Here is a 24,984-nt window from a genome sequence, read left to right as displayed (position 1 = left end):
AAGACATGCAAGGTATCGACCGTCGATTACGAGGCGACGATCCCCTGACGCTTGGCCATCGCTTGCGCGGCGCGCGGCCCTAGCCACAGCGAGGGCAGCAGCACCAGCGACACGGGGATCGCGGTGATCACGATGAACTGCTGCAGCACGCTGATCTGGCCCGCGCCCATGTACAGCAGAATCGCCGCCATCAGCGCCATCGCCACGCCCCAGAACGCACGCAGTGCCGGCTGGGGATCGTCATGACCGGCATTGACCACGGAAATCGCGTAGCTCATGGAGTCGCCGGTGGTCGCCACGAAGATCGTGGTCAGCACCAGCACCGCCAGCGCCATCAACTTACCGCCCGGTAGCGCCTGGGCCACCGTCAACGTAGCGACATCGAACTGGAAGTTGTTGAGCGCTTCGCTCAGATCGATGGCGCCGCTCATCTGGTAGAAGATCCCCGAACCGCCCAACAGCGTGAACCACACCGAGGTGGCCACGGGGGCGAGCACGGCCACGGCGACGACCATTTGACGGATGGTACGCCCCCGCGAGATACGCGCCACGAAGATCGCCATCAGCGGCGCATAGCCGATGAACCAGGCGAAGAAGAACACCGTCCACCACTTCATCCACCAATCCGGCGCGGTCTGCGGGGTCATGGTGGCCATCTCGAAGAACGACCCCACATAGGTGCCGAAACCCTGGAACCAGCTATCGAACAGGAACTGCGTCGGCCCGAAGAGCAGGATCGCGGCGCCGATACCCAATGCCAGCATGACGTTGAAACGGCTCAGGATCTGGATGCCACGATCGATGCCGGTGATTGCCGACGTCACGTAGACCCCGCCCAGCACGATGAGGATCATCAACTGGGTGCCATAGCCTTCAACCACGCCGAACAGCGTATGCAGGCCGAAGCTCATCTGCGTGGCCAAAAAGCCGATGGGGCCCACGGTGCCGGCGACCACAGCGATGACGCAGACCGCATCCACCACGCCGCCGAATACGCCGCGCATGCGCTCCTCGCCCAACAGCGGCGCCAGCAGGGTGCGCGGCTGCAGCGGCAGGCCACGATCATAGTGATGATGCGACAGCACGATGGCCGCCAGGGTGCCGAGCACCGCCCAGGCCAGAAAGCCCCAATGCATGAAGGACTGCGCCAACGCATTGGGCACCGCCGCCGCCGTACCCGGCTCGCTGGAAAACGCCGGCGGCGTGACCACGAAATGATAGACCGGCTCACCGGCGGCAAAGAAGACGCCACCGCCAGCCAACAGCGTACACAGGATGATCGACACCCACTTGAAGGTGCCCATGTCCGGACGTTCTCGATTGCCGATGCGTGCGCGGCCCGCAGGCGAGGCGGCGACGCCCACGGCGATCAGGAAGGTCAACAGCAGCAAGAGCTGGAAATAGGCGCCCAACGTCTTCGCCGTCCAGGCAAACCCGGCGCCGATCACCGCTGTCATGCCCTCGGGATCAGTCAGCGAAAGCGCCACGAATAACACGATAAAGCCAATTGTCAGCCCCAGCACCGTCGGGTCGCCGTAGCGAATTCCCGAGCGCGTGGCACTCGTGTTGTCTTGAGTCATCTGGTCTTGGTTCCGGTCATCGAGTGAGGGGCGCACCCTACCGACCTTGGTCGTGGACGGCAAATCGCGATACTCAATGTCTGGGCATCGACCACCCTTCGAGGCCTCGCCATGCCGCGCCACTCAAGCGCGCGCAATCTTCCAGTAGCGTGCGACGCGCTTGTTCAATGCCTTAGGCGATTCCGCGAACAGCCGACGCCCGAGCGCCTCGGCCTTCCCCTGCAGGGCCTCCCGCCGGCGTTCGACGAGCTCATGCAGGGCCTCGCGTCGCGCGGAGTCGACGCGCTGCATGTCCTCGGCGTCGAGAGCGATGGCGAGCATCGCGAGGTCGTGGTCCTCCCCTAGCAGGTCGGAAAGCTGGTGTGCCTGTTGCGCGCGCATCTTGAACGCAGCCGGCCACAGCGGTCGCAGCAACTCGCATTGATGACGGTGATACTTCACGCGCTTGCGCCATTCGTGCAGCGTGGCGGTGGATGGCAGGCGCCGTGCCTCGCCCAACGCATCGCGGGCCTGGACATAGCTGGCCGCCCAGCCGCCCGACACGGCGGCGTAGCCCTGCGACGCAAGCGTCCAGTCGGCGACTGCCTCGCGCGCCTCGGACAACGCCGAAGCCAACCCCTCCCAGTCCGGGGTATCGTCACCCGCAAGCGTAGCGTCACGGCGCACCACCAGCTTGCGGCGAATCGCCGTGTAACGACGACGGTCGAGTTTCATCTCGTGCAGGCTCATCAAGCGCTCGAACGTCTCGACGAGCACCTGATCGTCGCGATTGCCGGCCACGCGACGCGCCAGGTCCCGAAAGCGACAATTCTCCCGGCGATAGCGCTTTTCGCCCAACGCCGGACGTACCAGACGCAACAGCGCCCGCAGCTTCTTGCAGCGCTGGCGCAGCGCATGAATGGCGGTGACCGGGTCCGCCTCGCGGTCGCGTAGCGCCGCCTGGGCGTGTTCGATCTGTTCGATGGCGATACGCTGAACGCTCGCCTCGGTCGGCTCCTGCATGGACACGCGATAGGACACGTCGCTCTCCTGAATCGGGACGATATCCCCAGTCTAGACGCCGCCAAGCGAAACCGACCACGTGACGTCATTCAATGGTGCCGACTAACGCCGCTCGAGCAAACGCCGCATCGCGCCGGAAGGCGCCTCGACGGGACGGTCACGCCGACTGGAGGCGTAGTTTTCGTTGAACACCTCGAAGTAGTCGTCGAGGATCGCCGAGGCCTCAATGTCGCCGCTGATGCGCAACAGTTCGGCGGCGACTTCGGCGGTGCATAGATGCTCGCTGGAGGCGGCCTTGCGCAGCCGGTAGCGCGTCAGGCGTGATGTCTTGAGCGGTAGCACCGGGAGCGAGGCCAGGTACTCGCTACGCCGGAAGATCCGTCGCGCCTGGCGCCATGTGCCGTCGAGCAGGATGAACACCGGTGTGCGCGAGTCGGCCAGTGCTGAATCGACGGCCTCGGGGCCCACCACGCGCTCGGCGTAATCCGCCTGGTCGTCGGGAAAGACGACGAACGGCGCAAAGCGGTCGTCCTCGAGCAGCGCCAGAAGCCGCGGGTCGGGCTCGGTGCGGTACCAGGTGAACACCTCGGTCTCGGGCAGGATATGGCTAATCAAACGACCGGTATTGGTCGGTTTGTAGTGCTCGATGGGATGCGTCAAAAGCCAGAAGCGTACACGGCTCTCGGCTGCCACGCGGTACGGGCACAAGCAGTTTAGCTTGGGCAGCCGGCACTCCGGGCAACGCGAGACGAAGCTACCGCGCGCATTGAACGGCTTGCGCGGCGCATCGGGGTCATAACCGGAGACCGCCGTGGCTGAATCGGCCGGCGCATCGTGGGATTCATGCATGAGACATCAGGCTGGGTCGAAAAGGCCGGGCATTCTAGCATGCCCGGCCGGGCTTTCATCCACGCGACGTCGAAGCCGCAGGCGGCGCGTTCGACACATGCCGACGCTTCCAGTATCCCGCCAACAGCGAACCGGACACGTTGTGCCACACCGAGAACAAGGCGCCGGGCAAGGCCGAGGTCGCAGTAAAGAATTGATTCGCCAGGGTCACCGCCAGCCCGGAATTTTGCAGGCCGACCTCGAAGGCAATGGTCCGCGCGGTGCGTGTGTCGAAACGCAGCGCCCGCGCCAGACCGTACCCCGCCGCGAGGCCGATGCCGTTATGCGCGATGACCGCCAGCGCCACGATGGGCCCCAGCGTGCTCAAGCGTCCGGCATTGAGCGCCACCACGATGGCGATGATCAAGACGATGGACGCCATGGCTAGTGTGGCCAGGGCCGGTTCCACACGTTGAATATGCGTCCCCAGCAGGTGATGAATCACCACGCCCAGCACGATGGGCGCGACCACCAACTGAGCAATGCTCAGCAGCATGCCGAGTACCGGCACGTCGATGCTCTGGCCCAGCAGCAGCAAGGTGATCAGCGGCGTGGCGACCACCGAGATCAGCGTCGAGACCATGGTCATCGACACCGACAGCGCCACATGGCCGCCAGCCAACCAGGTCATCACATTGGAAGAGGTTCCGCCCGCCGTGGCACCCACCAGCACCATGCCGATGGTCAATTCGGGCGAAAGGCCCAGCACCCGAGAGACCAGCAGTGCCGCCAGCGGCATGACCAGAAACTGCAGGATGACGCCCACGGCGATGGGCTTGGGCGACTTCACCACGCGTGCGAAATCGCCCTTGGTGAGCGTCAGCCCCATGGCGAACATGATGATCACCAATAGCGCCTTGATATAGCCGGCCAAGCCGGTAAAAAGCTCCGGCACCAGGGCGGCGATGACCGCCAACAAGATGGCCCAGACGGGAAACAGACGATTGATACGTTCGAAGATTGGCATGAGTGTCCTAGCGTGTTTCGTCGGTGCTTTATGCACCTTGTTGTATCGAAGAGAGGCAATAGTGTGCCGTAAAACGTGGCGCAGGCGAAGCGCCTCGGCGTCAGGCCCAGTCCGGCATCCACAGCGCGCCCGCGTGACGCCAATGCTCGATCAGCGGCGGCACGCCCTGGCTCGCAGGTTGCGAAATGGCGCGCACGCCACGCGGCGCTAGAGCCTCTGCCTGAGGGTCGACGAGCAAGCATGGTGCCTCCATCGGCGCTTGATCGAGCAGCATCGCCGCCGGCATCACCGCCAGCGATGTGCCCACCACCAGCACGAAATCCGCTTCGGCGACAACGTCGCAGGCCTGGGCGTAACGCGGCACCGGCTCGCCGAACCACACCACGTCCGGACGTAGTTGGCTGCCCTTGTCGCATAACTCACCCATCCGAATGCCCTGCCGCCCCACCGGGTAGCGCAAGCTAGGGTCGGCACTCGAGCGCGCCATGAGAATCTCGCCATGCAGATGCAGTACATCGCGCGATCCAGCCCGCTCGTGCAAGTCGTCGATGTTCTGGGTGATGACGCTGACGCGGAACCCCGCTCGTTCGAGTTCGGCCAACGCGTGATGCGCGGCGTTGGGCGATGCCTGACGCGTCTGCTCGCGGCGCTCGTCGTAGAAGCGCAGCACGCTTTCAGGATCGCGGTCGAAGGCCTCGGGCGTGGCGACATCCTCCACGCGATGGTTCTCCCACAGACCGTCGCCGTCGCGGAACGTCTTCAGGCCGCTCTCGGCGCTGATACCCGCCCCGGTGAGGACGACGAGATGCGGTGCCTGATGCTCGCTCATGCCTACCTCGCGATATGTGGTTCAAGAAGTGAATGTTGTTCAAGGAAATGAATGTGATTCAACCCAACTGAAATAACACGATGGCGCCCGCCATCACCACCGCGCACGCCAGACGCTGATAGAACACGCGCCCGCGCTTGAGCGGATCGGCCAGGCCCACGCCCAACCGCGTGGCCAGCAACGCCAGGGCGATCGACAGGATGCCCCGCGACGACTGGATGATATTGCCGTGGACCGCGCCCAGAATACTGAAGGCGATGAACATCAGCAGCATCGATACCAGCCACGCAGACGCCACCGGCCATGTCTTGAAGGCTTTACGCCACTGGCGTTTGGAGAGCCCGATGCCCACCGGGGCCACCAGCAGGCCGGCCACGCTATAAGCCAGGAACACCGACAGCAACGCCCCGTGCAAGCCCGGCACCTCGATGCCGCGGGTCAGCGCGACCACGCCCAGATCGCAGCCCGAATAACCGGCCACCGCGACCAGAATCCAGCCCGCCGCCGAGGGCTTGAGCCGTCCGCCCGCCAGGCTCATGGCCAGCGCCGCGCCGCCACATAGGATCACCGCCGCCCACTGCAGAACGCTCAACGCCTGCTCTGCCGCCAGCGCCGTCACGCCGGCCAGCAGCACGACCTTGAGGCCCAGCAGCGGCGAGACGCGCGATGCCACGTCGCGCCGCAGCGCACGAAACAGCGCCGCCTGGCCTCCGAGGTAGCACACGTTCATCGCCAACAGCGGCAACCATACCGCCTCCAGGCGCGCACCGCTGCCCGGCAGCAGCAGCGCCACTCCCAGCAACGAGACGCCGCCCATCAATAGATGGGAAAACACCAGCATGGCGCGCGTGGATAGCGTGTAACGGCTGCCCACATAGGCGGCTACGAAATAATAAATCGCCTGACACAGAGCACCCAATAGGCCCGTGACGACCCCTAGCATCATCGGCTGTACATCCTTGGTGGCAAGATCGACAATAGGCGCCCTTCGAGCGAGCCGAAGGCCCCTTCATGACGTCGGAATTGCCCATACTTTATCAGGACGAGCGCATGGTTGCCGTGCATAAGCCCTCGGGCATGCTCGTCCACCGCAGTGCGATCGCCGCCGATGCGCAGGTATTCGCCCTGCAAACCCTGCGCAATCAGCTAGGGCGCCACGTCTATCCGGTGCACCGGCTCGACCGGCCAACCTCGGGGCTTTTGCTCTTCGCCCTCGACCCGGAGATGGCCAAGGCGCTGGGCGAGGAATTCACCGCGCATCGCGTCCATAAGCGTTACTTGGCGGTGGTCCGTGGCGTCGGCCCGGAGCAAGACGTGCTCGATTACGGCCTGCGCGAGGAAGACGGCAAACGCCCCAAGTCGGAAATGCCCGAGCTTGCCGCCTGGACCGCCGTGCGTCGCCTGGACAGCGTCGAACTGCCGGTACGCATCGACCGTTACCCCCAGGTGCGCTATTCCTTGATGGAAGCACAGCCCTGGACCGGCCGACGGCATCAGATTCGCCGCCACCTTTCGCGGCGTGGCTACCCGATCATCGGTGACGCCAAACACGGCAAGGGCGCCCACAACCGCTTCTTCCGCGATCATCTGGAAAGCCCGCGCCTGTTGCTGGCGGCCGTGGGCATGACGATCTGGCACCCCGAGCAAGCGCGCACGTTGCAGCTCGATGCACCCCTGGCCGACGACATGCACACACTATTCGCGCGCTTCGGTTGGCAGGGCCACGCCCCGGCGACACGCGTCGACTGGCACGCGACGCGCCCTGTTTCGCTATGGCCCACCGGCCACGACCGGTAACGAGGAAAGATCACATGCACGACGATTATGATTTCCGCTTCGGCGGCATCCGCCGACTGTACGGCGCTAAAGCCGCCGCGTTCTTCCGCCGTGCGCACGTGGTGGTCATCGGCGTGGGTGGCGTCGGCAGTTGGGCCGTGGAGGCCCTGGCCCGCGCCGGCATCGGCACCCTGACATTGATCGATCTCGACGATGTCTGCGTATCCAACGTCAACCGCCAGTTGCACGCGCTGGACGGCACCATCGGCCGGCCCAAGGTCGAGGTGCTGGCCGAGCGTTGCCGTGCCATTCAGCCCGGGATCACCGTGCATGCGGACACCGCCTTCGTGACGCCGACCAACCTCGCCGAGCGCCTGCCCGAGGACGCCGATCACGTCATCGACGCCATCGACAGCGTTGTCGCCAAGAGCGCGTTGATCGCCTGGTGCAAGCGCCGCAAGATCGGCCTGACCGTCACCGGCGCGGCGGGCGGCCAGACCGACCCCACGCGGATCCGCGTCGCCGACCTGACGCGCACCGAGCACGACCCGCTGCTGGCCAAGGTGCGCGCGCGTCTGCGGCGGGATTTCGGCTTCTCGCGCAATCCCAAGCGACGCTTCAGCGTCGAATGCGTCTACTCTGACGAGCAGCTCGTCTACCCCAACGCCGATGGCGAGGTCTGTCAGCAAAAACCCGGCAATGGCGAGTCCACGCGTCTCGACTGCGCTTCCGGCGTCGGTGCGGCCACCTTCGTCACCGGGAGCTTCGGCTTCGTGGCCGCCTCGCGCACGCTCGCACGGCTCGCCGCCAAAGCCGAGCGCGAACCGGCCGATTCCCACGTTACGGAGATACCCTCATGAGCCATGAGACACGCCCGATCCCCGGCATCTATCGTCATTACAAGGGCGCCAGCTATGAAGTGCTGGGCGTCGCACATCACAGCGAAACCGAAGAGCCGCTGGTGGTCTATCGCGCGCTATACGGCGACTACGGCCTCTGGGTGCGCCCCCTGACGATGTTCTGCGAGACCGTCGAAGTCGCCGGCGAACCGGTGCCGCGCTTCGAACTCGAAGCCGCCTTCCGCTGAGCGACGTATGCCGCTGCTCCACGCAGCCTGCAATGCTATAATGCCGCGCTTCTCGTTTCGCGCGACGCCATGACGTTGCCACACATCCGAAGGAGAGAACGCATGAGCGCACTGGTTGGTGTCATCATGGGCTCGAAGTCCGACTGGGCGACCCTGTGTCACACCGTCGACACGCTCGAGGCACTGGGTATCGAGCACGAGGTCAAGGTCGTCTCGGCCCACCGTACGCCGGATTTGCTGTTCGACTACGCTGCCGGCGCCGCCGACCGCGGCCTGGAAGTCATCATCGCCGGGGCCGGCGGTGCCGCGCATCTACCCGGCATGGCCGCTGCCAAGACGCCCTTGCCGGTGCTCGGCGTGCCCGTGCAATCGAGCATGCTCAGCGGCGTCGACTCGCTACTCTCCATCGTCCAGATGCCGGCGGGAATTCCCACCGGCACCTTGGCCATCGGCCGGGCCGGCGCCATCAACGCCGCCCTGCTCGCCGCCGCCATGCTGGGCAACAAGTATCCGGATATTCGTCAGGCGCTGGAAACCTATCGCGACGCACAGACACAAAAGGTGCTCGACGCGCCTGACCCGCGTCCCACCGACGACACGCAGGAGGAATGAATGAATATCGGTATCGTGGGCGGCGGCCAACTGGGTCGGATGCTGGCGCAAGCGGGCGCACCGCTGGACATGCGCTTCACCTTTCTCGATCCGTCGACCCAAGCCTGCGCCGCCATCCATGGCGTCCATCTCTGCGCCGAGTGGGACGACGAGGAAGCGCACCAGGCGCTGATCGAGGCTAGTGACGTCCTCACCTTCGAATTCGAGAACGTCTCGACGATGGCCCTGGCCCAGCTCGCCGAGCAGCGCCCGGCCTTTCCCCCGGCCAAGGCGCTGGAAACGGCACGCGACCGTGGCGCCGAGAAATCGCTGTTCCAGTCGCTGGACATCGCCATTGCCCCCATCGCGCTGATCGAGAGCCAGGACGACCTGGACCACGCGGTAACCGAGATCGGCCTGCCGGCGGTGCTCAAGACGCGCACCCTGGGGTACGACGGCAAGGGTCAGAAGGTACTGCGCAACGCCGAGGACGTTCCCGGTAGCGTCGCCGAGCTAGGCGATGTGCCGCTGATCATGGAAGGCTTCGTCGACTTCGACCACGAAGTCTCGGCCATCGCCGTTCGTGGCCGCGACGGCGAGGTGCGGGTGTGGCCGCTGTCGCGCAACGAGCATCGCCAGGGCATCCTGCATCGCGCCGAGCCGCAGCCCGATCACCCGCTGCAAGCCAAAGCCACCGATTACGCCACACGCGTGCTCGAGGCGCTGGATTACGTCGGCGTCATGGCTTTCGAATTCTTCGTCACCCGCGACGGCGAGCTGCTCGCCAACGAAATCGCCCCCCGCGTACATAATTCCGGGCACTGGAGCATCGAAGGCGCGACGACCAGCCAGTTCGAGAACCACCTGCGCGCCATCGCCGGCTTGCCGCTTGGCGAGACCACGCGGCTCGTGCCCTGCGCCATGCTCAACATCATCGGCGCCTTTCCCGAGCGTGACGCCGTGCTCAGCGTTGCCGGCGCGCACCTGCACGACTACCACAAGGCGCCCCGCCCCGGCCGCAAGATCGGCCATATCACGGTGCTCGCCCCCGACGAGGCCACGCTGGCCGAACGTACCGCCGATATCGAAGCGCTACTGGTCAACGACCTGGGCTAAGGCCTCGCCTCGTTCCATCCGCCGTAACGCAAGATGCCCGCCGATTGGCGGGCATCTCGTATCAGCATGGCAGCGACGCGATCACTCGTCGTCGGCGCTCATCTGCTGCTGCAGGTAGTTCTGGATACCCACCTTGTCGATCAGGCCGAGTTCAGTCTCGATCGTATCGATGTGCTCTTCTTCGTCGTTGAGGATGCGGCGGAACAGGTCACGGCTGACGTAATCGCGCACTTCCTCGGAATAAGCGATGGCGTCGACCAGATCCTGCCATCCGGTCTTCTCGATGGCGAGGTCGCACTCGAGCATTTCCTTGGTGTTCTCGCCGATGTGCAGCTTGCCCAGATCCTGCAGGTTGGGAATGCCCTCGAGGAATAGGATGCGCTCGATCAGCTCGTCGGCATGGCGCATCTCTTCGATGGATTCGTCGTATTCCCACTTGGCCAGCTTGGCCAGCCCCCAGTCCTTGTACATCTTGGCGTGTAAGAAGTACTGGTTGATGGCGACCAGCTCATTGCCCAGTGCGGTGTTGAGGTACTGAATGACCTTGGCATCACCTTTCATCGTCACGTCTCCCTTGCAGATTCATTTGGTTTTAAGGCGAGATGGCCAGCCAGACACGGCCCAGCCGCCACCGCCATGGGATACAGGGAGTATCGACTATTTCGCCGAAAAAGTCGAATTAAGACAAGATCTTGCCGCGAAAACGCCGCATTTGTGAAGGATTGGAAATAACAGGCGAGAACGATTGCCACTCCGCTCACGCCTCGCGGAGACAAGCATGACTCAGTCCAGACACGAAAACGCCGCTACCCAATGGGATAGCGGCGTTTGGCGATGATCGGTACGCAGCGAAGCGTTTATAAGCGATGCAACGGCTAGACGGCGTAGGCGAGATCCGCGCTGGGCATCATTTCCTGGGTGATGGCATCACGTGTGATGGCCTTGGCCGTGCAGGCACAGCGGCCACACTGAGTCGCACACTCGGTGCGCTCGCGCACTTCTCTCCAACTACGCGCACCGTCTTCAACGGCCTCGCGAATGGCATTGTCGGTCACGCCTCGGCATATGCATACGTACATTCCATCACCTCGCTGATCGCTCTGATAGGGAATGTAAATGATTCGCATAAAGACTTTCAACCCCCAATCACTATCTTTTCGCTCGGCGGAGGCTCGACTTTCGGCTAACGTGCCGGTAAGTGACTGAAAGGTGGGCTAAAAAGAGAGTTGCTGGGTGGGTTGGGATGGAAGGGATTGGGAGTTTTTTTGTCACCTCAACAGCACGTGGCGCCCCCTTGGCTTAAAGAGGGGAAGGTGTGGGGCGATAACGCTATGCACGGCGGCTTGTCAGGTGCTGCGCTTCGTTAAGCGAGAATTCCGATGCCAGCATCGAGTAGATGGCATGATCGACATACCTGCCGTATAGGTACTCGCGCTCGCGGAGCACCCCTTCAAGCGTAAAGCCCAAGCGCCCTGGGATGGCACGGCTGCTTCCGTTACCCGTGGCGCATGCCACCTCGATTCGATTCCAGCCGTACTCCTGGAAGCCAGTGGCGATCAGCGCCTTCACTGACGAGGTCATGATCCCTTTGCCCGTATAGGCTTGGCTTAACCAATACCCGATGCCACCGATCTTGTTCGTAACGTCAAAGGGATGAAACCCGCACACGCCACACATGGTCGCCTCATGGAAAACCGCATACTGCGGCCCCTTGCCGGCTTTACGCTGGCTGATAGCCGAATTAACGAAGGACTCGGTATCCGTTGGAGACGTATTCGCATCGATCCAGGGCAACCACTCCCGCAGGTGCTCTCGGTTCGTATCCACGAGCCGAAACAGCTCATCCACGTGCTTCTTGTCGAGAAGTTGCAGCTCAATGGCTTCGCTAATAAACAATTCGTTCTCCATATGGCATCGCGAAGCGCACCGTTGGCCTTATAAAGTGAAGCGACGTAAGGAGCACCCGAGCAACGTTAATTAATGGATAGAGTTATTGACCTTCCCGAGCCTTACTAATGAAATCTTCTAGCAGAGCATTTGCACGCTCAACATCACTTTCATAGATGAACAGGTGATCGAACACAGCACCACACTGGGGGCCAGCCTTGATCCCTTCATTATTTAGCAATTCTAAAACAGGACGAAGGAATCCGATGACGTCGAATGGAAGATCTCCGTCCGTTGATACGACTCGGAACGGACCGAAGCACTCCCTGACTTTGACTACGGATTTTAATCTTTCAAATGCTTTTTCCTCGACAATGGCTGACACACCCGCTTGGTCGCGGATCAAACAACAGTAGCGGTCATCACATTCGACAAACACACTAGCAGCATCAGAAGCGGATGCATCACCTAATTCCAACATCCAGTACCGTTCAGGCCAGATTTTAAACTGCATGTTCGCCCATACAGACATGGGATCAATAGACATACAACTCCCCTTTCAAATATGATTCCAACGCTGAGCTAAGCAACGACCGGTCAAAGACGTCCGCCTTACGCGGCTGGCTAGTGTTTACTCACGACGAGCCAGTAGCAGCCCAATCCCCGCGCTTCCAAGAAACCCAGCACAGATCCTATTGAACAATTGACGCATAGCCGGACGAGAAAACCAGTGGCGCAACACCTTTCCGAAAACGGCGTAGGTACCTATCGCGATCCATTCAAGCATCAGAAATAGAGCACCCAAAATCAAGAACTGAAGCCCTATTGAACCTGAAGGATCGACAAACTGAGGCAGAAAGGCCGTAAAAATCAAAATAGCCTTTGGGTTACCAGCCGCTAAAAGAAACTCCTGTCTCGCCAGTTGAAGCAGCCCTTTACCCGCCGATGAGCCTTCACCGCCGTCAGTTGGGTCTGCAGTCCAAAGCTGGAAAGCCAGCCAAAGCAGGTACAATCCGCCGACAATCTTTATAAACAGGAATAACTTCTCAGACGTATGCAGCACTGTTGCCAAGCCTGTAGCTGAGAGCGTAATCATACCCACAAAAGCGACAAGCCGACCAATGCCAGCACAACAGGCTGCCTTTACGCCATAACGTTTGGCATTCGCCATTGAAAGAAGGTTATTGGGTCCAGGAGCCATGTTTAAAGCGAAGCTCGCTGGTATGAATAAAAGGATCGTCGATAAGGTCACGGCTACGTCTCCTTTAAGAACTAACACCTGAGCTCAGCTGCGTTTGAGGCAACGGCCGTTTTTGCGCCAGCAAAAATGGGCGGCAGGTCAAACGTCCGCTGCAACGATTTGTTAGGCGGCTTCTCCCTTTGCTACCCATCCAACTATACCTGCTTTCGGAAAAACACCCGGTTGAACCCCGATTCGCGCCTACGGCCGACCTCGATGTAGCCGATCTTTGGATACATTGCTAGATTCTCCGTCATCGCTTCATTCGTATAGAGTTCAACGGCCTCGTAGCCAGCCTCCTTGGCGGCGTGTTCAACGTACTCGATCAGGCGCTTCCCAACGCCACGGCCGCTGTACTCGGGCAGAACTGCAATGTTCTCAAGATGGAGGTGGTCACCCTCGGGGTAGAACACCACGTACCCTACGAACTGCGACTCGCAGGTTGCTACGTCCACGCAGCCTTCGGCGATCTGGCTCGAGAAGTCGGCTTGCATTGGCGCGGGCTCCCTTTCCATGCGCCCGATGTACTTTGCATAGGCCCTTCGTGCGCAGGACTGGATGTCTGCCAAATCGGTTTCGAGCGCTGGACGGATATCGATAAAAGGCATGTCCGGATAGCTCCATGTCTGCTGACGCCCGACACGTATGGTCGTGCTTGCCGCCTAGCGGCTGAACTCAGCGGTAGCTGGATGGATCAATTGAAAAGCGGCGCTTTCAGCTCATGACGGCGCCTCGCCAAGCGCCGGTAGATACGGGTAACGCGAGCCCCCATTGCTGCATCACCTTCGCGACCTGGTTTTCACCCATCGTGACGCCCTCGCGGCGCAACGCCTGATAAAACCGTGGCCTGCCGTATCGTCCCTCGCTGTCCTCGTAGATCTTGCGGATCTGGGACAGCAGCACAGCCCGCTCGGACATTCGTTTACCTGGCTTGCGGTTGACCCAGGCGTAGTAGCCGGAGCGTGAAATGCTCAGGTGCTGGCAAAGCGATTTTACGCTGTATCGCTGCCGGTGTTTCCAGACGAACCGGAACGCTTCCGTCGTTCCTCGGCCTGAAAACGTTAAAACTTTTTAGAACGTCGTTTTCCTCCTCAAGCTCCGCAATTCGGTGTTTGAGGCGGGTGACTTCATCCTGCTCCCTGACCTTTTCCTTGGCCTCGGCAGGCGCTTTCTTGACCCGTTTCATGGCAAATTTTCCCTCTCGGTACTCCTTTCGCCAGCGTGACAGCATGAACGGGTGAATATCCAGCGCTTCCGCGACCACTTGGACGCTTCGGTGAGCCTGATGGCTCCACTCGACCGCCTTCACCTTGAACTTAGTGCTGTAACGTTGCGTTTTCTTCCCCGTGATGATTGCGGGCATCGGTTTTCTCCTCCGTGGGAGTTATCGATGCGTGTCTACTAAACCGGGGGAAGTCCAGGGGCGACAACAGCCGATTGTTATACCTTTTTAGAGAAAACACGTTTAAGCCACGATGGGACTTTCTTTAAGTCGACACCAACCTCCATGAAGTTTGGCTGTAAGAGCAAGGGGTCTTCATTTTTAGAACTCATCGATTTTAGCCGTTGAAGCTCAATATCTTTTTTAGCCCATTCCATTAGCTCTATTTGCACTCGGCCATACAAAGCTCCGGAGTCAACAAGCTTTTGATGCCAGGGATACTTAATGTCGGCAGCCGTGAGCCTTATATAAGAATATCTATCTGGCTCATCGTCACCAAATGGACGACGATAAAAGAAGTTCTCGTACTTCCTCAAAGCCAAACCGAAATGCTCTAATTTTTCAATATCAAAGCTTCTGGTATGACAGGGCTTGCATATTCGAAGTACAGAAAATACTTATCTTCTGGGAAGTAGAACAAGTCATGAACTAGGTTGTAGATATCTTCCTCTCCAATCAAGGACTCCCTATAAATAACATGCTCTGGTGGTAGCATTGTCATTTCTGAAGGTGGCGGCAAACTGTCTGGCCATTTTGGAATTTCCTTGCCGTCAGTATCACTCATAAACACACCCTAAGGTATAACGCCTGCAGCATGCGTGCCCTTGGAGTGGAGCCGAAGGCGCAATGTAAAGGGCGTCGCCGTGCCTGCAATGGTTATGCAATTACACTGGAGATATAGCGACGCTATATTTACCGCCTATTTTCGGAGAACCACCCGCCACCGACAACTTTTCCCTTCCTCACAACACCGATATTTTTGATACTGGGTGGTAAAGTCTAAGTGATAATTCTCTGCGACTAACTCGCCTGATTCTTCTATGCTTATCTGACCGTCTTGGTACCCATTACGTATGATTTTTACGTTTGTGATCTCTGATGCATTCCGGCTAGGGCTACGGTACTCAACGAATGCCCTGAAATCTAAGTTACCAACTTGATCTGTCTCAAGGTCGTGTGCGTCCATGAAGTCATGGATGGCATGAAACGATTCCATTGATTCTCCTTATGCATAACGCCAATATTCAGCGGCGCCCTGACAAGGGCGTCCGGTGGAGGCCGAAGGCCGGAACGAACTGGAATGACTGGTTATGCATTAACCGGAGCTTCCTAAACCTCTATAGTCCCCATAACGATGACCTCGAGACATGGATCATTTGTGCGCTCCCCTGAAAAATAGCTATGGGCGCTTTCCTCAAATTCGGCAGCGGTACAATCTAGCCATTTGGAGTCAGCGGTGAACGAGGAAGAGCCTTTTTGGATGATTGCTCCATAGAGTGAACGTTTTCCACCCCACCATCTCTGGTTAGCTTTGATCGCAGTGTCGAGATCTGGGAATAGATAAAGAGCGCCCATTCGACTGGGGATATGCGGATAGTGGGCCTTTCTGACCTCCTCGAATACCGCCTCCTTCTCGCGGTCCGTATGGACAGCTTCGTATCTAGACACGACACCACTCAAGTTAGGGTCTAATTCACGCATCATGGACGGTGACTGAAGAATTCCCTTACAGAACTTAAGGTTGTGATGAAACATCACATCGCTATCGTCAGCAGTCAAATATCTCATTCGCTCTCCCTGCATAACGCCAGCCAGCATGCGCGGCTACGGAATGGAGGCGAAGCCGCAATGTAGTAGACGTCACCGTGACTGGCCTTGTTATGCTTTTGATCTGATTAGCTCCGCTATTTCAGAGGCGATTTCTTCGATCGTATGGGTAGCAGTACTTCGAGCCACTTTGTCAGCCAAGGATGGGCTGAAATCCATAACCTGCTGTTTAGTTATATTGTGCCAGATAGGCAGAAGTATCTGCTCGCCTGATACCGTGCGTGTAACGATCCCATCCAGCTCATAATTCGTCCAGCCTTTGTTGATAAATTCTGGAGATAAGACCACTAATCCCACGCGACTGTTTGCTAACCCCCTATCAATTTTTTGCCTTAGACTATCACCGATTCGAAGGGTCATCTCGTCGAACCAAACATTTAAATCCTCGTCCATTAGAGCGTTAGCCAGGGGACGCACGAAATCATCTTTATCTTCGGATGCATGAGAAATGAAAACGTCATGCGTTTCCCCATCTTTTTCCGTCGGCGGGGGCACATCGTCTCTAACGAGGCTTGGAACGTCGCTCAACGGACGCTCTTGAATTGCAGGCAACATTCCAGGCAAAACACGAACTGATGCTTTGGTGCTACCTCTTAGCCCTTGCATATCAACGGCCACGTGCCAGTGTCCTGATGATGGGATCTGCAGTCTGACGGGGGATTTTTTAGCCAAACCGCCTGTATATCTGTGACGACGTCCTCTCTTGTAACTACTGAAGTTACTGCTGTCCATGAGTCGAACATTCGCGCCGCTGGTAAGAGTCACTTCAACGATTTCCCCTCCTTTCCTTTGGCCAAGATCAGTGTGAATAAATTGCATGGAGAGCTACTCCTTTGTCGGCCTGAGGGGCATAACGCCCGGCTCATGCGCCGGTTTGGAGCCGCGAAGCGGCGGAAAATCGGTCGCCGTGCAGCCGATTGTTAGAGCATTTGACTAAGACCGTAAAAGCCCGTGTTCCTCAATAAAGCTTGTATCCTGCATTACGACTTTGATTCGTTCCAGTTGAGCCAATGCTCGGCCTTGAAGCACGCGGAAGTTATCGTAGCTCAGTATTGCTGGCCGCCCGTTAGAATCCGATAGTCGTATTTCTCTTGCATAGTCGGGTATGAACATAGTTCTCTTTTCACCATCGGGCCGGGGTGTGACATCAACCAACTCACCTTCTGGATTTATCCAGACGGCGTGAAATTGTGCCTCAATAAAATCCTTGGTGGAGTCTTGGGTTATAAGCCAGCCGTGTTGCTTGTCACCACCCCTATAGTTCATCTGTACCCACACATTAAAAAAACAGTTCTGTGGTTCCGGGTCGAATTCCTTTGGGCGGTGAAATTTTAAAAGTCTCGCCTCGTCTACGTTTAGCTCGAGGTGCCGAGCGATGTTTCTCACCGCCAAATTTACTTTCTTTGGAGACGTAGAATGAAATTTCATTGGCTCCATCTAGCGACCTCTAACGCCTAGCACAGCCGCCGAAGGTCGGCCTGCTGCTTATTGTTACATCGGATTTACGCCATGCCTTTGAAATTCGGCAATGAAGCCACTCTATCTAACCATGCTTGCACAGCCGGATAGGCTTCCAACTCAAAGCCACCCTCATGAGCCACATGCGTGTAGGCATATAGAGAAATGTCCGCAGTGGTGAAGTTTCTTCCTGCTATATATGGGGTTCTCTCAAGCTGCTGATTCATAACCTGCAGCGCCTTATGCCCGCCAGCTTGCTTTGAAGCATATTCCTCAGCCTTTTCCTCAGGAAGCCCAAGATACTTATTGATAAATCTGGCTACCGCGATAAACGGCTCATGGCTGTATTGTTCGAAAAACTGCCATTGCAGAATGCGTGCTTGAGCCAGCCCACTCTCTGGATAGAAATCTGACCCTCCTGCCAAGTAGTTGATGATGGCATTTGACTCAGAAAGGGTCTCGCCCTCATCGAGCTCAAGCATAGGTATTTTGCCATTGGGGTTCTTTTCCAAGAACTCGTCAGATTTAGTGTCGCCAGCCAGGATATCGACATCTACCCATTCATGATTAATGCCTAAAAGATCACAGACCAACTGAACTTTATAGCAGTTACCTGATTTTCTATCTCCGTAAATTTTCACGCACATCTCCTTTGCGATGTAACGCCTGCAGCATGCGCGCCCTTGGAGTGGAGCCGAAGGCGCAATGTAAAGGGCGTCGCCGTACCTGCAATGGTTATGCAATTACACTGGAGATATAGCGACGCTATATTTACCGCCCATTTTCGGAGAACCACCCGCCACCGACAACTTTTTCCCTTCCTCACAATACCGATATTTTTGATACTGGGTGGTAAAGTCTAAGTGATAATTCTCTGCGACTAACTCGCCTGATTCTTCTATGCTTATCTGACCGTCTTGGTACCCATTACGTATGATTTTTACGTTTGTGATCTCTGATGCATTCCGGCTAGGGCTACGGTACTCAACGAATGCCCTGAAATCTAAGTTACCAACTTGATCTGTCTCAAGGTCGTGTGCGTCCTTGAAGTCATGGATGGCATGAAACGATTCCATTGATTCTCCTTATGCATAACGTCGCATTCAGCGGCTCGTCCGCTGGAATGCTTTGTTAAGCATCAAAGTCCGGTTCATGAGCACCATCCGATAGCTCAGCATCCGTTACTTTCTCAAGCAAGTAGCGAATGGGCTTTGTTACCATTTTCTTCAACTTTAGCGCTCTAGCAGTAAAAGAATCCAATTTATCAATAAGTTCGCCTAAACGCTGTAGAACATCAGGGTTTTGGCCTGCAGCTTCTTTTAACTCTTCTTGATTGGCCACTACAGCCCCGATGGTTCCTTGAAGCGCTTCCTTGAGCCCTTTTGCACCCTTAATTCTATACATACTAATCGAGCTTCTTAAGCGCTCCACTTCTTCAAGGAACGAGAGTCGCAACACATCAGGTAGCGAGGAATTAAAAACCGCTTCGAATAAAGCCTCTATTTTTGAAACTATTTCCGTTAAATCCTCGTCCGACAACGTATCTTCTGTATAGAACGTGGACAACTCTTCGGCACAAAACTGTAACCTTGTAAGTGCTTCATCGGTCAGGTGTGTTTTGACCGAATTCCAGCTAGAACCCAAGTTTAGCGGAAAAAATGCTCTATTAATCTGATTGAACGATTTCAAATACAGCGTGTGATTAAGTTGATTATTCATCTTGATTAGAGATTGAATCTCGTTTGAAAGCGAATACAGCTCTACCACTGCTTTAGTAACAGTCACTTCATCCTGCTCGATATCCAGCACAGACGCCCAAACCACTCGGACTTTTTCTTGATCTTTACGTCGTTTTGCTTCCGATAAAATTTTGTGCAGCCTTCCAGCAGGATTACTTTCGTCAATCAAATTTGGTTCTCCTTTCATTGCTTAACAGGTATTAGATAGCGCGCTCGTCTTGTCACTTGAACGAGCGCGCGCGTTCAAGAAATCTTATCAAGCCCGCCTTTTCACACCTAACCCATTGATTTCACATTGTGCTAAGCATAATTCGGCGCGTTATGCAGTATTCGCATGCTTGCGCGTTGTGCTTAATCTGATAATACTGTATAAAAATACACTAATACGAGGACTCATGGATACTCACAACCAACCGCCAAAGCTGATGGATCGCGTGAAAGCCATCATGAGAGTGAAACGCTACAGCCCTCACACCGTCAAAACTTATTGCTACTGGGTACGTTATTTCATTCGTTTCAATGGCTTGCGTCATCCCGCCATTATGGGTGGTTCCGGAGTGCAGGCTTTTCTTGAGCATCTTGCAGTACAGCGTCATGTAGCGGCGGCCACGCAGAACCAGGCCCTGAATGCACTCGTTTTCCTCTATCGCCATGTGCTCGATCAGCCTCTAGGAGATATCGGGGAGTTCTCGCATGCCAAGCAACCGCGCCGACTGCCGGTAGTGCTGAGTCACGAGCAAGTGATGTGCGTGCTGAATCAGCTATCCGGTTCCATGCATCTGATGGCAACCTTGATGTCTGGCTCGGGGTTACGAGTACTCGAAACCTGCCGTCTACGTGTTCGTGACATCGATTTCGAGCGTCAAATCATCACGGTGAGAGCTGGCAAAGGGGACAAGGACAGAACCACCCTACTACCCGCAACCTGCATCCCTTCTTTGCAGTATCAAATCTCCATTGCCAACCAGCAACTTGACTACCGCCTGCTTCATGGCAACGTCCCCGTGACGCTTCCCCATGCGCTGGATCGCAAGTATCCCAATGCCGGAATCTCCCTGGCCTGGCAATGGCTATTCCCGGCCAGCCGCCCCTGCTTCGATGATGCTGGCAAAGTCGTGCTTCATCACATCCCCCCTCGGCGGTGCAGAAAGCCGTCAAGCAGGCAATGAAAGGGGCATCGTTGCCGCGCCCCGGTTCCTGTCACACGTTGCGACACAGTTTTGCCACCCAGCTACTAAGCCAAGGCACGGATATCCGCACCGTCCAGGAGCTGCTGAGGCACAAGAGTGTGGAAACCACCCAGATTTATACACATGTGCTGGGCAAAGGCTTTGCCAGCGTACATAGCCCGCTGGGCTAATGGCTGGACAAAACCTTCAGGAACGCTACCGCCCCTACCTGTGCATGTGGCGATGAGCGGCTGTCATCCATGCGGTAGTCCCTGCGTACTGCTTGGTCATAAGTCTTCTTAAGTAGCCTTTTCTGTACCGTAACCAGCCGTTACAGGGAGAGCAATGCCCACGAAAGGATAAAGCGCAAGGCATTTCACGCTGGAGGTGGTGGAGCTACTGGCTGGCGTCGCCCAGCATGCTGTCCAGTCCGTCCTGGTCGACGCCGAGCATCTGCAGGATGTTGCGCTGGGCGGCTTCGAGGATGTGCTGGCGCTCTTGCTCGCCGGGCAGGCTCTTGGCGAGGGCCACGGCGCCCACCAAGGAGGCGAGAATGACGCGAGACTTGTCGGCGATGACGTCGCGGTCAGGTTCGAAGGGGAGTTTCTTGAGGCGGCTGAGGGCGATGAGGCGGGTTTCCAGCATCTTCTTCATGCGCAGGTAGGAGGCTTCGAAGAGCGTGCGGATCTCGGCGTTCTCGTTGCCGATCTCGTTGAACAGCACCGTCTCCGGCCCGGGTTGGTGCTTGCGTTCCAGCTCCTGGAGATTCCAGCAGGTGGAGACCAGCTCCGTGAGGTGCTTCACCGAAAGCGGCCCCTTGACCAACCTGGCCGCGCGGCTGCTTTCCAGGGTGTCTCGCACCGAGGCGTGGTACAGCGCTTCCTTGGAGGCGAAGTGGGCATAGAAAGCGCCGTGGGTCATCTTGGCCAGTTTCATGATCTGGCCGATGGAGACCTTCTCGAAGCCTTGGCGGCTGAACAGTTCGACAGCCGATTTAAGGATTCGCTCGCGCGATCTGGCCTTGCGATTCGTCGAGTCGGACATGGCGACCTCACGCTGCTACTCAGAATAGGTGCTGAATACACGCTGAATATTATCTTGTTGGCATCCCCTCCGCCTGAAGTCGGAGGATTCCCAGGTTGTCGCCTTCCCGGTTCCTGCTTCACTGCCCGTTGCCTTCGGTGATGGCACCGCCGGTCTTACACAGGCTCCACAGGCCTAGCCTCCCGTGTGCCCCACGGTAGTGTTCTCGTGATGGCGGAGCTTGTCGGCCCTCGCCAGGATCGCCTTGCCAGCTTGCAAGATGTTGCGGGCGGCGTTGACGTCGCGGTCGATACCTTGGGTGCCACAAGCCGGGCAGTCCCAGTTACGGACGTTCAGCGGCATCTTGTCGGCAATATGGCCACAATGAAAACAGCGCTTTGAGCTGGGGTACCACTTGTCGATCTGAACGAAATCGCGACCGTACCATTCAGCCTTATACGTAAGCTGGAGGGTGAGTAGGTGCCACCCCACATCGCTGATCGCCTTGGCCAGTGACCGGTTCTGGAGCAGGTTCTTGACCTGCAAGCTCTCAGCAGCAATGACTTGGTTCTCGTGAATGAGCTGCGTGGTGAGCTTGTGGGTGGCATCGCGGCGCTGGTCGGCCCGCTTGGCATGTAGCCGTGCCACCTTCAGCCGAGCCTTGGCCCGGTTGTTCGAGCCGCGCCGCTTGCGCGACAGCGCCCGCTGAGCGTGGGCCAGCTTGCGCTCGGTCTGTCGGATGAAGCGCGGATTGGGGAACTTGGTACCGTCGCTGGTGATGACGCGGTGCGTCAGCCCCAGGTCGATCCCGGCCATCTTCGGCGTCACCGGCAGCGCCAGCTGTTCTTCCTCCACCAGGAAGCTGACGTGGTAACGCCCGGCAGTATCCAGGCTGACGGTGATGCTGGTGGGCTCTCCCGAGAAGCGCCGGCTCCAGCGGATGTTAAGTGGATCTTGCTGCTTAGCTAGCCAGAGCTGACCATCGCGCCAGCGAAAGCCGTTGGCCATGTAGGTGGCCGACTGCTTGCGACGCTTCTTCTTGAAAGCAGGATACCGCGCCTGGCCTTTGAAAAAATTGGCAAAGGCCCGATCCAAGTGTCGTAGGGACTGTTGCAGGCAGACATTGGATACCTCAGCCAGAAACGCCGTCTCCGGTTGCTTCTTGAGGCTTGTGAGCGCCTTGGCGGTGGCGTTGTAGCCCATGCGCTCCTGACGCTCGTACCAAGAATCCGTACGTTCGCGCAGAAAGTGATTATAAACGTAGCGCACGCAGCCAAAAGTCCGGGCAAGTTGCTCGACCTGCTTGGGCGTTGGGTAAAAACGATAGCGGTATGCGCGCAAGACGGTAACCATGCATTTAAATTAAAGTGCTATATTTAGACAGTCAAATAGAGGCGCTGTGACGCGCTTTGCACTAGAAGTACGAGGTTTGACGCGCATTTTGATCATATCAAGCCCGGTGCTAGCGTGGCGTAAATTCCAACAGTTCAGGACACTCGCATGTCATCACCGCTCGTCATCACCGGCATGGGTATGGTCAGCCCCCTCGGTTGCGGCGTCAACGCCAGTTGGGAGCGCCTTCTGGCAGGCCGTTCCGGCGTTTCCTCGATCACGCGCTTCGAGACCGGCGATCTGCCGATCAAAGTTGCCGGCTCGGTTCCCGGCATGGAGAGCGACCCGGAGGCGGGCTTCGACCCCGACCGCGTGGCCGATGCCAAGGAACGCCGCAAGATGGAGTTGTTCAGTCTTTATGCCATGGCCGCCGCCGAGGAGGCGCTGACCCAGGCGAACTGGTTCCCATCAAGCGATGAGGACCGGTTGGCCACCGCCACCATCGTGGGCTCCGGCATCGGCGGCTTCCCGACCATCACCCAGGCGCAGGATACGCTAACGACGCGCGGCCATCGACGACTCTCGCCGTTCACCGTGCCGGCCTTCCTGGCCAACCTGGCGGCGGGCAATGTGTCGATTCGCTATGGCTTGCGCGGGCCGTTGGGTTGCCCGGTCACGGCCTGCGCGGCGGGCGTGCAGGCTATCGGCGACGGCATGCGCCTGATCCGCAGCGGCGAGGCTGAGGTGGCCCTGGTGGGTGGCGCCGAGGCCTGTATCGACCCGCTCTCGCTGGCCAGCTTCCATGCCATGAAGGCGCTCTCCACCGAGCAGGAGGCGCCCGCCAAGGCATCGCGTCCTTTCGATCAGGCCCGCAACGGCTTCGTCATGGGCGAAGGCGCGGGGTTATTGGTGATCGAGACCCTGGCCCACGCCGAGGCGCGCGGGGCGACGCCACTGGCTTTTCTCAGCGGCTATGGCACCAGCGCGGACGCTCACCACATCACGGCCGGGCCGGAAGATGGCGCCGGTGCCGCGGCGGCCATTCGGGCCGCGCTGAGGATGGCGGGGCTCGCACCCGAGGCCATCGATCACATCAACGCCCACGCCACCTCGACGCCGGTCGGCGACCGGGCGGAGATCGCCTCCTTGCGCAACGCGTTCGGTGACGCGTTGCCCGGCATTCCGATCTCCGCCACCAAGTCGGCCACCGGCCATCTGCTCGGTGCCGCCGGCGGCGTGGAGAGCATCTTCTCGGCCCTGGCGGCCATCCAGGATCGCCTGCCCCCAACCCTCAACCTGGAACACCCCGACGCGGACCTGAGCGATTTGAACTTCGTCTCGGGCGAGGCACGCGAGCACCGCTGCCAGCACGTGCTGTGCAATGGGTTCGGCTTCGGTGGGGTGAATGCCGCGCTGATCGTCAGCAAGGTGTAGGCGCTGTCTGAAAAGTACTGTGCTCCGACAAGCCGCCACCATCGCTTCGGCGCAGCAATGGTGGCTAAGCAACGCTCGCTGAGACGGTGAGGCGAGCGGCAGGACACGTTGCCGCGACGGCCCGACCTCGTGCGGCCAGGCTGTGTCTCCTGCCTTACCGTTTCGCGCTGGCCAGGGCGGCCCCGAAGCACATGAAGGTCGCGCCACCGATGCGGTTGACGACGCGTGCTCCCGTTGGCGAGCCGAACCATCCCTTCGCCTGTTGCCCAAAGAACGCATACAGGCAGTGAATCACCATGACCAGCGTACTGTAGGTCAGCACCAACAGCGTGAACTGTGCGGTGAAGTTACCTTGTGGGCTGATGAACTGAGGAAAGACCGAGAGAAAGAAAAACACGGCCTTGGGATTCGTCAGTTGTATCGTCAGCCCTTCGAGAAAGCGGCGGCGAAAGCCTAGCGATTGCGTGGGCCGTTCAGCGAACGTAAGCGACGGCGAGCGCCAAAGACGAACCCCCAGATAGAACAGATAGGCGGCGCCGAGGAACTTCATCGCCGTAAAGGCAACCGCCGAGGTCGCCAATATCACACCGACACTCGAGGCGGAAATGCCCGCTACGAGCAGTGTGCCAAAGGCAATACCGACTATTCCGCCAAGACTCCCCATGAAGCCAAACCGCAACGAATTGCTCAGGGTCATTACGACGCCCGGCCCTGGGCTGAGAACTGTGAGCGTTGCCATGATCAGGAACAGCCAATACAGGTCCATCGCAGATACCTCCAGACAACGCCAACAACAGGGTTAAGGAATGGGTATAAA

The 24,984-nt window shown here is 58.4% G+C and carries 31 protein-coding genes; 8 read left to right on the top strand and 23 right to left on the bottom strand.

Features of this window, described 5'->3' with window-relative positions; all coding sequences use genetic code 11:
- Positions 1-26 precede the first annotated feature (26 nt).
- The 6 genes from LUN51_RS00815 to LUN51_RS00790 all read right to left on the bottom strand — a co-directional run bounded on the left by LUN51_RS00815 (position 27) and on the right by LUN51_RS00790 (position 6,212).
- Positions 27-1,580, bottom strand: coding sequence for a BCCT family transporter (locus LUN51_RS00815; RefSeq protein ID WP_277809723.1), 1,554 nt, complete (start codon positions 1,578-1,580; stop codon positions 27-29).
- A gap of 123 nt (positions 1,581-1,703) precedes the next feature.
- Positions 1,704-2,600 carry a CHAD domain-containing protein gene (locus LUN51_RS00810; RefSeq protein ID WP_277809722.1) on the bottom strand — a complete coding sequence of 299 codons (897 nt, stop codon included), beginning with the start codon at positions 2,598-2,600 and terminating at the stop codon, positions 1,704-1,706.
- Positions 2,601-2,684: 84 nt separating this feature from the next.
- The gene (locus LUN51_RS00805) at positions 2,685-3,431 is read right to left on the bottom strand and encodes a tRNA-uridine aminocarboxypropyltransferase (protein WP_277809721.1); all 747 of its coding nucleotides are present in this window, start codon (positions 3,429-3,431) and stop codon (positions 2,685-2,687) included.
- A gap of 55 nt (positions 3,432-3,486) precedes the next feature.
- Entirely contained in the window at positions 3,487-4,437 is a 951-nt protein-coding gene (locus LUN51_RS00800) for a bile acid:sodium symporter family protein (protein ID WP_277809720.1), read from the bottom strand.
- Between the two features lie 100 nt (positions 4,438-4,537).
- A complete protein-coding gene (locus LUN51_RS00795) occupies positions 4,538-5,266 on the bottom strand; it encodes an SIR2 family NAD-dependent protein deacylase (RefSeq protein ID WP_040242979.1) in 729 nt (242 codons plus the stop codon).
- A gap of 58 nt (positions 5,267-5,324) precedes the next feature.
- The gene (locus LUN51_RS00790; RefSeq protein ID WP_277809719.1) at positions 5,325-6,212 is read right to left on the bottom strand and encodes an EamA family transporter; all 888 of its coding nucleotides are present in this window, start codon (positions 6,210-6,212) and stop codon (positions 5,325-5,327) included.
- Positions 6,213-6,277: 65 nt separating this feature from the next.
- On the opposite strand from LUN51_RS00790, the gene LUN51_RS00785 reads away from it, so the two are divergent.
- The 5 genes from LUN51_RS00785 to LUN51_RS00765 all read left to right on the top strand — a co-directional run bounded on the left by LUN51_RS00785 (position 6,278) and on the right by LUN51_RS00765 (position 9,836).
- A complete protein-coding gene (locus LUN51_RS00785; RefSeq protein ID WP_040242982.1) occupies positions 6,278-7,063 on the top strand; it encodes a pseudouridine synthase in 786 nt (261 codons plus the stop codon).
- Between the two features lie 14 nt (positions 7,064-7,077).
- Positions 7,078-7,902: a tRNA cyclic N6-threonylcarbamoyladenosine(37) synthase TcdA gene (tcdA, locus tag LUN51_RS00780; RefSeq protein WP_246939959.1), complete on the top strand. Its 825-nt coding sequence runs from the start codon at positions 7,078-7,080 to the stop codon at positions 7,900-7,902.
- Positions 7,899-8,129 (top strand): DUF1653 domain-containing protein, encoded by a 231-nt coding sequence (locus LUN51_RS00775; protein ID WP_247620281.1) that lies wholly within the window; start codon positions 7,899-7,901, stop codon positions 8,127-8,129. Before tcdA ends, LUN51_RS00775 begins: the two co-directional genes overlap by 4 nt.
- A 102-nt stretch (positions 8,130-8,231) precedes the next feature.
- Positions 8,232-8,741, top strand: a complete 510-nt coding sequence (gene purE / locus LUN51_RS00770) for a 5-(carboxyamino)imidazole ribonucleotide mutase (RefSeq protein WP_246939954.1) — start codon at positions 8,232-8,234, stop codon at positions 8,739-8,741.
- Positions 8,742-9,836, top strand: coding sequence for a 5-(carboxyamino)imidazole ribonucleotide synthase (locus LUN51_RS00765; protein WP_277809718.1), 1,095 nt, complete (start codon positions 8,742-8,744; stop codon positions 9,834-9,836).
- A gap of 81 nt (positions 9,837-9,917) precedes the next feature.
- Here LUN51_RS00765 and bfr read toward each other — a convergent pair whose 3' ends face one another.
- The 14 genes from bfr to LUN51_RS00695 all read right to left on the bottom strand — a co-directional run bounded on the left by bfr (position 9,918) and on the right by LUN51_RS00695 (position 19,378).
- Positions 9,918-10,397 carry a bacterioferritin gene (gene bfr, locus LUN51_RS00760; RefSeq protein WP_040242989.1) on the bottom strand — a complete coding sequence of 160 codons (480 nt, stop codon included), beginning with the start codon at positions 10,395-10,397 and terminating at the stop codon, positions 9,918-9,920.
- 314 nt (positions 10,398-10,711) lie between these two features.
- Positions 10,712-10,915 carry a (2Fe-2S)-binding protein gene (locus LUN51_RS00755; protein ID WP_040243348.1) on the bottom strand — a complete coding sequence of 68 codons (204 nt, stop codon included), beginning with the start codon at positions 10,913-10,915 and terminating at the stop codon, positions 10,712-10,714.
- Positions 10,916-11,165: 250 nt separating this feature from the next.
- Positions 11,166-11,744, bottom strand: a complete 579-nt coding sequence (locus tag LUN51_RS00750; protein ID WP_277809717.1) for a GNAT family N-acetyltransferase — start codon at positions 11,742-11,744, stop codon at positions 11,166-11,168.
- Positions 11,745-11,826: 82 nt separating this feature from the next.
- Complete coding sequence (locus tag LUN51_RS00745) at positions 11,827-12,270, bottom strand: hypothetical protein (RefSeq protein WP_277809716.1); 444 nt, start codon at positions 12,268-12,270, stop codon at positions 11,827-11,829.
- An 84-nt stretch (positions 12,271-12,354) separates the two neighbouring features.
- Entirely contained in the window at positions 12,355-12,975 is a 621-nt protein-coding gene (locus LUN51_RS00740) for a LysE family translocator (RefSeq protein WP_277809715.1), read from the bottom strand.
- A gap of 143 nt (positions 12,976-13,118) precedes the next feature.
- Entirely contained in the window at positions 13,119-13,571 is a 453-nt protein-coding gene (locus LUN51_RS00735) for a GNAT family N-acetyltransferase (protein WP_277809714.1), read from the bottom strand.
- Between the two features lie 106 nt (positions 13,572-13,677).
- Positions 13,678-13,881, bottom strand: a complete 204-nt coding sequence (locus LUN51_RS00730; protein WP_277809713.1) for an IS3 family transposase — start codon at positions 13,879-13,881, stop codon at positions 13,678-13,680.
- Positions 13,882-13,885: 4 nt separating this feature from the next.
- Positions 13,886-14,326 (bottom strand): transposase, encoded by a 441-nt coding sequence (locus LUN51_RS00725; RefSeq protein ID WP_277809712.1) that lies wholly within the window; start codon positions 14,324-14,326, stop codon positions 13,886-13,888.
- Between the two features lie 412 nt (positions 14,327-14,738).
- Complete coding sequence (locus LUN51_RS00720; protein ID WP_277809711.1) at positions 14,739-14,969, bottom strand: hypothetical protein; 231 nt, start codon at positions 14,967-14,969, stop codon at positions 14,739-14,741.
- Between the two features lie 545 nt (positions 14,970-15,514).
- A complete protein-coding gene (locus LUN51_RS00715; RefSeq protein ID WP_277809710.1) occupies positions 15,515-15,973 on the bottom strand; it encodes a hypothetical protein in 459 nt (152 codons plus the stop codon).
- A gap of 90 nt (positions 15,974-16,063) precedes the next feature.
- Positions 16,064-16,831 carry a DUF1883 domain-containing protein gene (locus LUN51_RS00710; protein ID WP_277809709.1) on the bottom strand — a complete coding sequence of 256 codons (768 nt, stop codon included), beginning with the start codon at positions 16,829-16,831 and terminating at the stop codon, positions 16,064-16,066.
- Between the two features lie 683 nt (positions 16,832-17,514).
- The gene (locus LUN51_RS00705; RefSeq protein ID WP_277809708.1) at positions 17,515-18,111 is read right to left on the bottom strand and encodes a glutathione S-transferase family protein; all 597 of its coding nucleotides are present in this window, start codon (positions 18,109-18,111) and stop codon (positions 17,515-17,517) included.
- Positions 18,112-18,213: 102 nt separating this feature from the next.
- The gene (locus tag LUN51_RS00700; protein ID WP_277809707.1) at positions 18,214-18,546 is read right to left on the bottom strand and encodes a hypothetical protein; all 333 of its coding nucleotides are present in this window, start codon (positions 18,544-18,546) and stop codon (positions 18,214-18,216) included.
- A 55-nt stretch (positions 18,547-18,601) separates the two neighbouring features.
- A complete protein-coding gene (locus tag LUN51_RS00695) occupies positions 18,602-19,378 on the bottom strand; it encodes a hypothetical protein (RefSeq protein WP_277809706.1) in 777 nt (258 codons plus the stop codon).
- 226 nt (positions 19,379-19,604) lie between these two features.
- Between LUN51_RS00695 and LUN51_RS00690 the strand changes: the two genes are divergently transcribed.
- Positions 19,605-20,378 (top strand): phage integrase N-terminal SAM-like domain-containing protein, encoded by a 774-nt coding sequence (locus LUN51_RS00690; protein WP_277809705.1) that lies wholly within the window; start codon positions 19,605-19,607, stop codon positions 20,376-20,378.
- Positions 20,375-20,569 carry a tyrosine-type recombinase/integrase gene (locus LUN51_RS00685; RefSeq protein WP_277809704.1) on the top strand — a complete coding sequence of 65 codons (195 nt, stop codon included), beginning with the start codon at positions 20,375-20,377 and terminating at the stop codon, positions 20,567-20,569. Before LUN51_RS00690 ends, LUN51_RS00685 begins: the two co-directional genes overlap by 4 nt.
- Positions 20,570-20,774: 205 nt before the next feature.
- Here the strand turns inward: LUN51_RS00685 and LUN51_RS00680 are convergent, their stop codons facing one another.
- Both LUN51_RS00680 and LUN51_RS00675 read right to left on the bottom strand, forming a co-directional pair.
- Complete coding sequence (locus LUN51_RS00680; protein ID WP_277809703.1) at positions 20,775-21,422, bottom strand: TetR/AcrR family transcriptional regulator; 648 nt, start codon at positions 21,420-21,422, stop codon at positions 20,775-20,777.
- Positions 21,423-21,596: 174 nt separating this feature from the next.
- On the bottom strand, positions 21,597-22,754 hold the full coding sequence (locus LUN51_RS00675) for an RNA-guided endonuclease TnpB family protein (RefSeq protein ID WP_277809702.1): 1,158 nt from the start codon (positions 22,752-22,754) through the stop codon (positions 21,597-21,599).
- A gap of 147 nt (positions 22,755-22,901) precedes the next feature.
- Between LUN51_RS00675 and fabF the strand changes: the two genes are divergently transcribed.
- Positions 22,902-24,167, top strand: a complete 1,266-nt coding sequence (gene fabF, locus LUN51_RS00670; protein WP_277809701.1) for a beta-ketoacyl-ACP synthase II — start codon at positions 22,902-22,904, stop codon at positions 24,165-24,167.
- 154 nt (positions 24,168-24,321) lie between these two features.
- Here the strand turns inward: fabF and LUN51_RS00665 are convergent, their stop codons facing one another.
- Positions 24,322-24,933, bottom strand: a complete 612-nt coding sequence (locus LUN51_RS00665; protein ID WP_277809700.1) for a LysE family translocator — start codon at positions 24,931-24,933, stop codon at positions 24,322-24,324.
- Positions 24,934-24,984: the final 51 nt, after the last annotated feature.

Source organism: Chromohalobacter canadensis, from assembly GCF_029544075.1.
GTDB classification, from domain to species: Bacteria; Pseudomonadota; Gammaproteobacteria; order Pseudomonadales; family Halomonadaceae; genus Chromohalobacter; species Chromohalobacter canadensis_A.
The sequence above is the reverse complement of the archived record's forward strand: the minus strand, read 5'-3'. Positions and strand labels throughout refer to the sequence as shown.

Coding starts and splice junctions, on each gene's coding strand:
- LUN51_RS00815 (WP_277809723.1), bottom strand. CDS start 1,580: ATGACTCAAGACAACACGAGTGCCACGCGCTCGGGAATTCGCTACGGC.
- LUN51_RS00805 (WP_277809721.1), bottom strand. CDS start 3,431: ATGCATGAATCCCACGATGCGCCGGCCGATTCAGCCACGGCGGTCTCC.
- LUN51_RS00800 (WP_277809720.1), bottom strand. CDS start 4,437: ATGCCAATCTTCGAACGTATCAATCGTCTGTTTCCCGTCTGGGCCATC.
- LUN51_RS00795 (WP_040242979.1), bottom strand. CDS start 5,266: ATGAGCGAGCATCAGGCACCGCATCTCGTCGTCCTCACCGGGGCGGGT.
- LUN51_RS00790 (WP_277809719.1), bottom strand. CDS start 6,212: ATGATGCTAGGGGTCGTCACGGGCCTATTGGGTGCTCTGTGTCAGGCG.
- LUN51_RS00785 (WP_040242982.1), top strand. CDS start 6,278: ATGACGTCGGAATTGCCCATACTTTATCAGGACGAGCGCATGGTTGCC.
- tcdA (WP_246939959.1), top strand. CDS start 7,078: ATGCACGACGATTATGATTTCCGCTTCGGCGGCATCCGCCGACTGTAC.
- LUN51_RS00775 (WP_247620281.1), top strand. CDS start 7,899: ATGAGCCATGAGACACGCCCGATCCCCGGCATCTATCGTCATTACAAG.
- purE (WP_246939954.1), top strand. CDS start 8,232: ATGAGCGCACTGGTTGGTGTCATCATGGGCTCGAAGTCCGACTGGGCG.
- LUN51_RS00765 (WP_277809718.1), top strand. CDS start 8,742: ATGAATATCGGTATCGTGGGCGGCGGCCAACTGGGTCGGATGCTGGCG.
- bfr (WP_040242989.1), bottom strand. CDS start 10,397: ATGAAAGGTGATGCCAAGGTCATTCAGTACCTCAACACCGCACTGGGC.
- LUN51_RS00755 (WP_040243348.1), bottom strand. CDS start 10,915: ATGTACGTATGCATATGCCGAGGCGTGACCGACAATGCCATTCGCGAG.
- LUN51_RS00750 (WP_277809717.1), bottom strand. CDS start 11,744: ATGGAGAACGAATTGTTTATTAGCGAAGCCATTGAGCTGCAACTTCTC.
- LUN51_RS00745 (WP_277809716.1), bottom strand. CDS start 12,270: ATGTCTATTGATCCCATGTCTGTATGGGCGAACATGCAGTTTAAAATC.
- LUN51_RS00735 (WP_277809714.1), bottom strand. CDS start 13,571: ATGCCTTTTATCGATATCCGTCCAGCGCTCGAAACCGATTTGGCAGAC.
- LUN51_RS00730 (WP_277809713.1), bottom strand. CDS start 13,881: ATGTCCGAGCGGGCTGTGCTGCTGTCCCAGATCCGCAAGATCTACGAG.
- LUN51_RS00725 (WP_277809712.1), bottom strand. CDS start 14,326: ATGCCCGCAATCATCACGGGGAAGAAAACGCAACGTTACAGCACTAAG.
- LUN51_RS00720 (WP_277809711.1), bottom strand. CDS start 14,969: ATGAGTGATACTGACGGCAAGGAAATTCCAAAATGGCCAGACAGTTTG.
- LUN51_RS00715 (WP_277809710.1), bottom strand. CDS start 15,973: ATGAGATATTTGACTGCTGACGATAGCGATGTGATGTTTCATCACAAC.
- LUN51_RS00710 (WP_277809709.1), bottom strand. CDS start 16,831: ATGCAATTTATTCACACTGATCTTGGCCAAAGGAAAGGAGGGGAAATC.
- LUN51_RS00700 (WP_277809707.1), bottom strand. CDS start 18,546: ATGGAATCGTTTCATGCCATCCATGACTTCAAGGACGCACACGACCTT.
- LUN51_RS00690 (WP_277809705.1), top strand. CDS start 19,605: ATGGATACTCACAACCAACCGCCAAAGCTGATGGATCGCGTGAAAGCC.
- LUN51_RS00685 (WP_277809704.1), top strand. CDS start 20,375: ATGAAAGGGGCATCGTTGCCGCGCCCCGGTTCCTGTCACACGTTGCGA.
- LUN51_RS00680 (WP_277809703.1), bottom strand. CDS start 21,422: ATGTCCGACTCGACGAATCGCAAGGCCAGATCGCGCGAGCGAATCCTT.
- LUN51_RS00675 (WP_277809702.1), bottom strand. CDS start 22,754: ATGGTTACCGTCTTGCGCGCATACCGCTATCGTTTTTACCCAACGCCC.
- fabF (WP_277809701.1), top strand. CDS start 22,902: ATGTCATCACCGCTCGTCATCACCGGCATGGGTATGGTCAGCCCCCTC.
- LUN51_RS00665 (WP_277809700.1), bottom strand. CDS start 24,933: ATGGACCTGTATTGGCTGTTCCTGATCATGGCAACGCTCACAGTTCTC.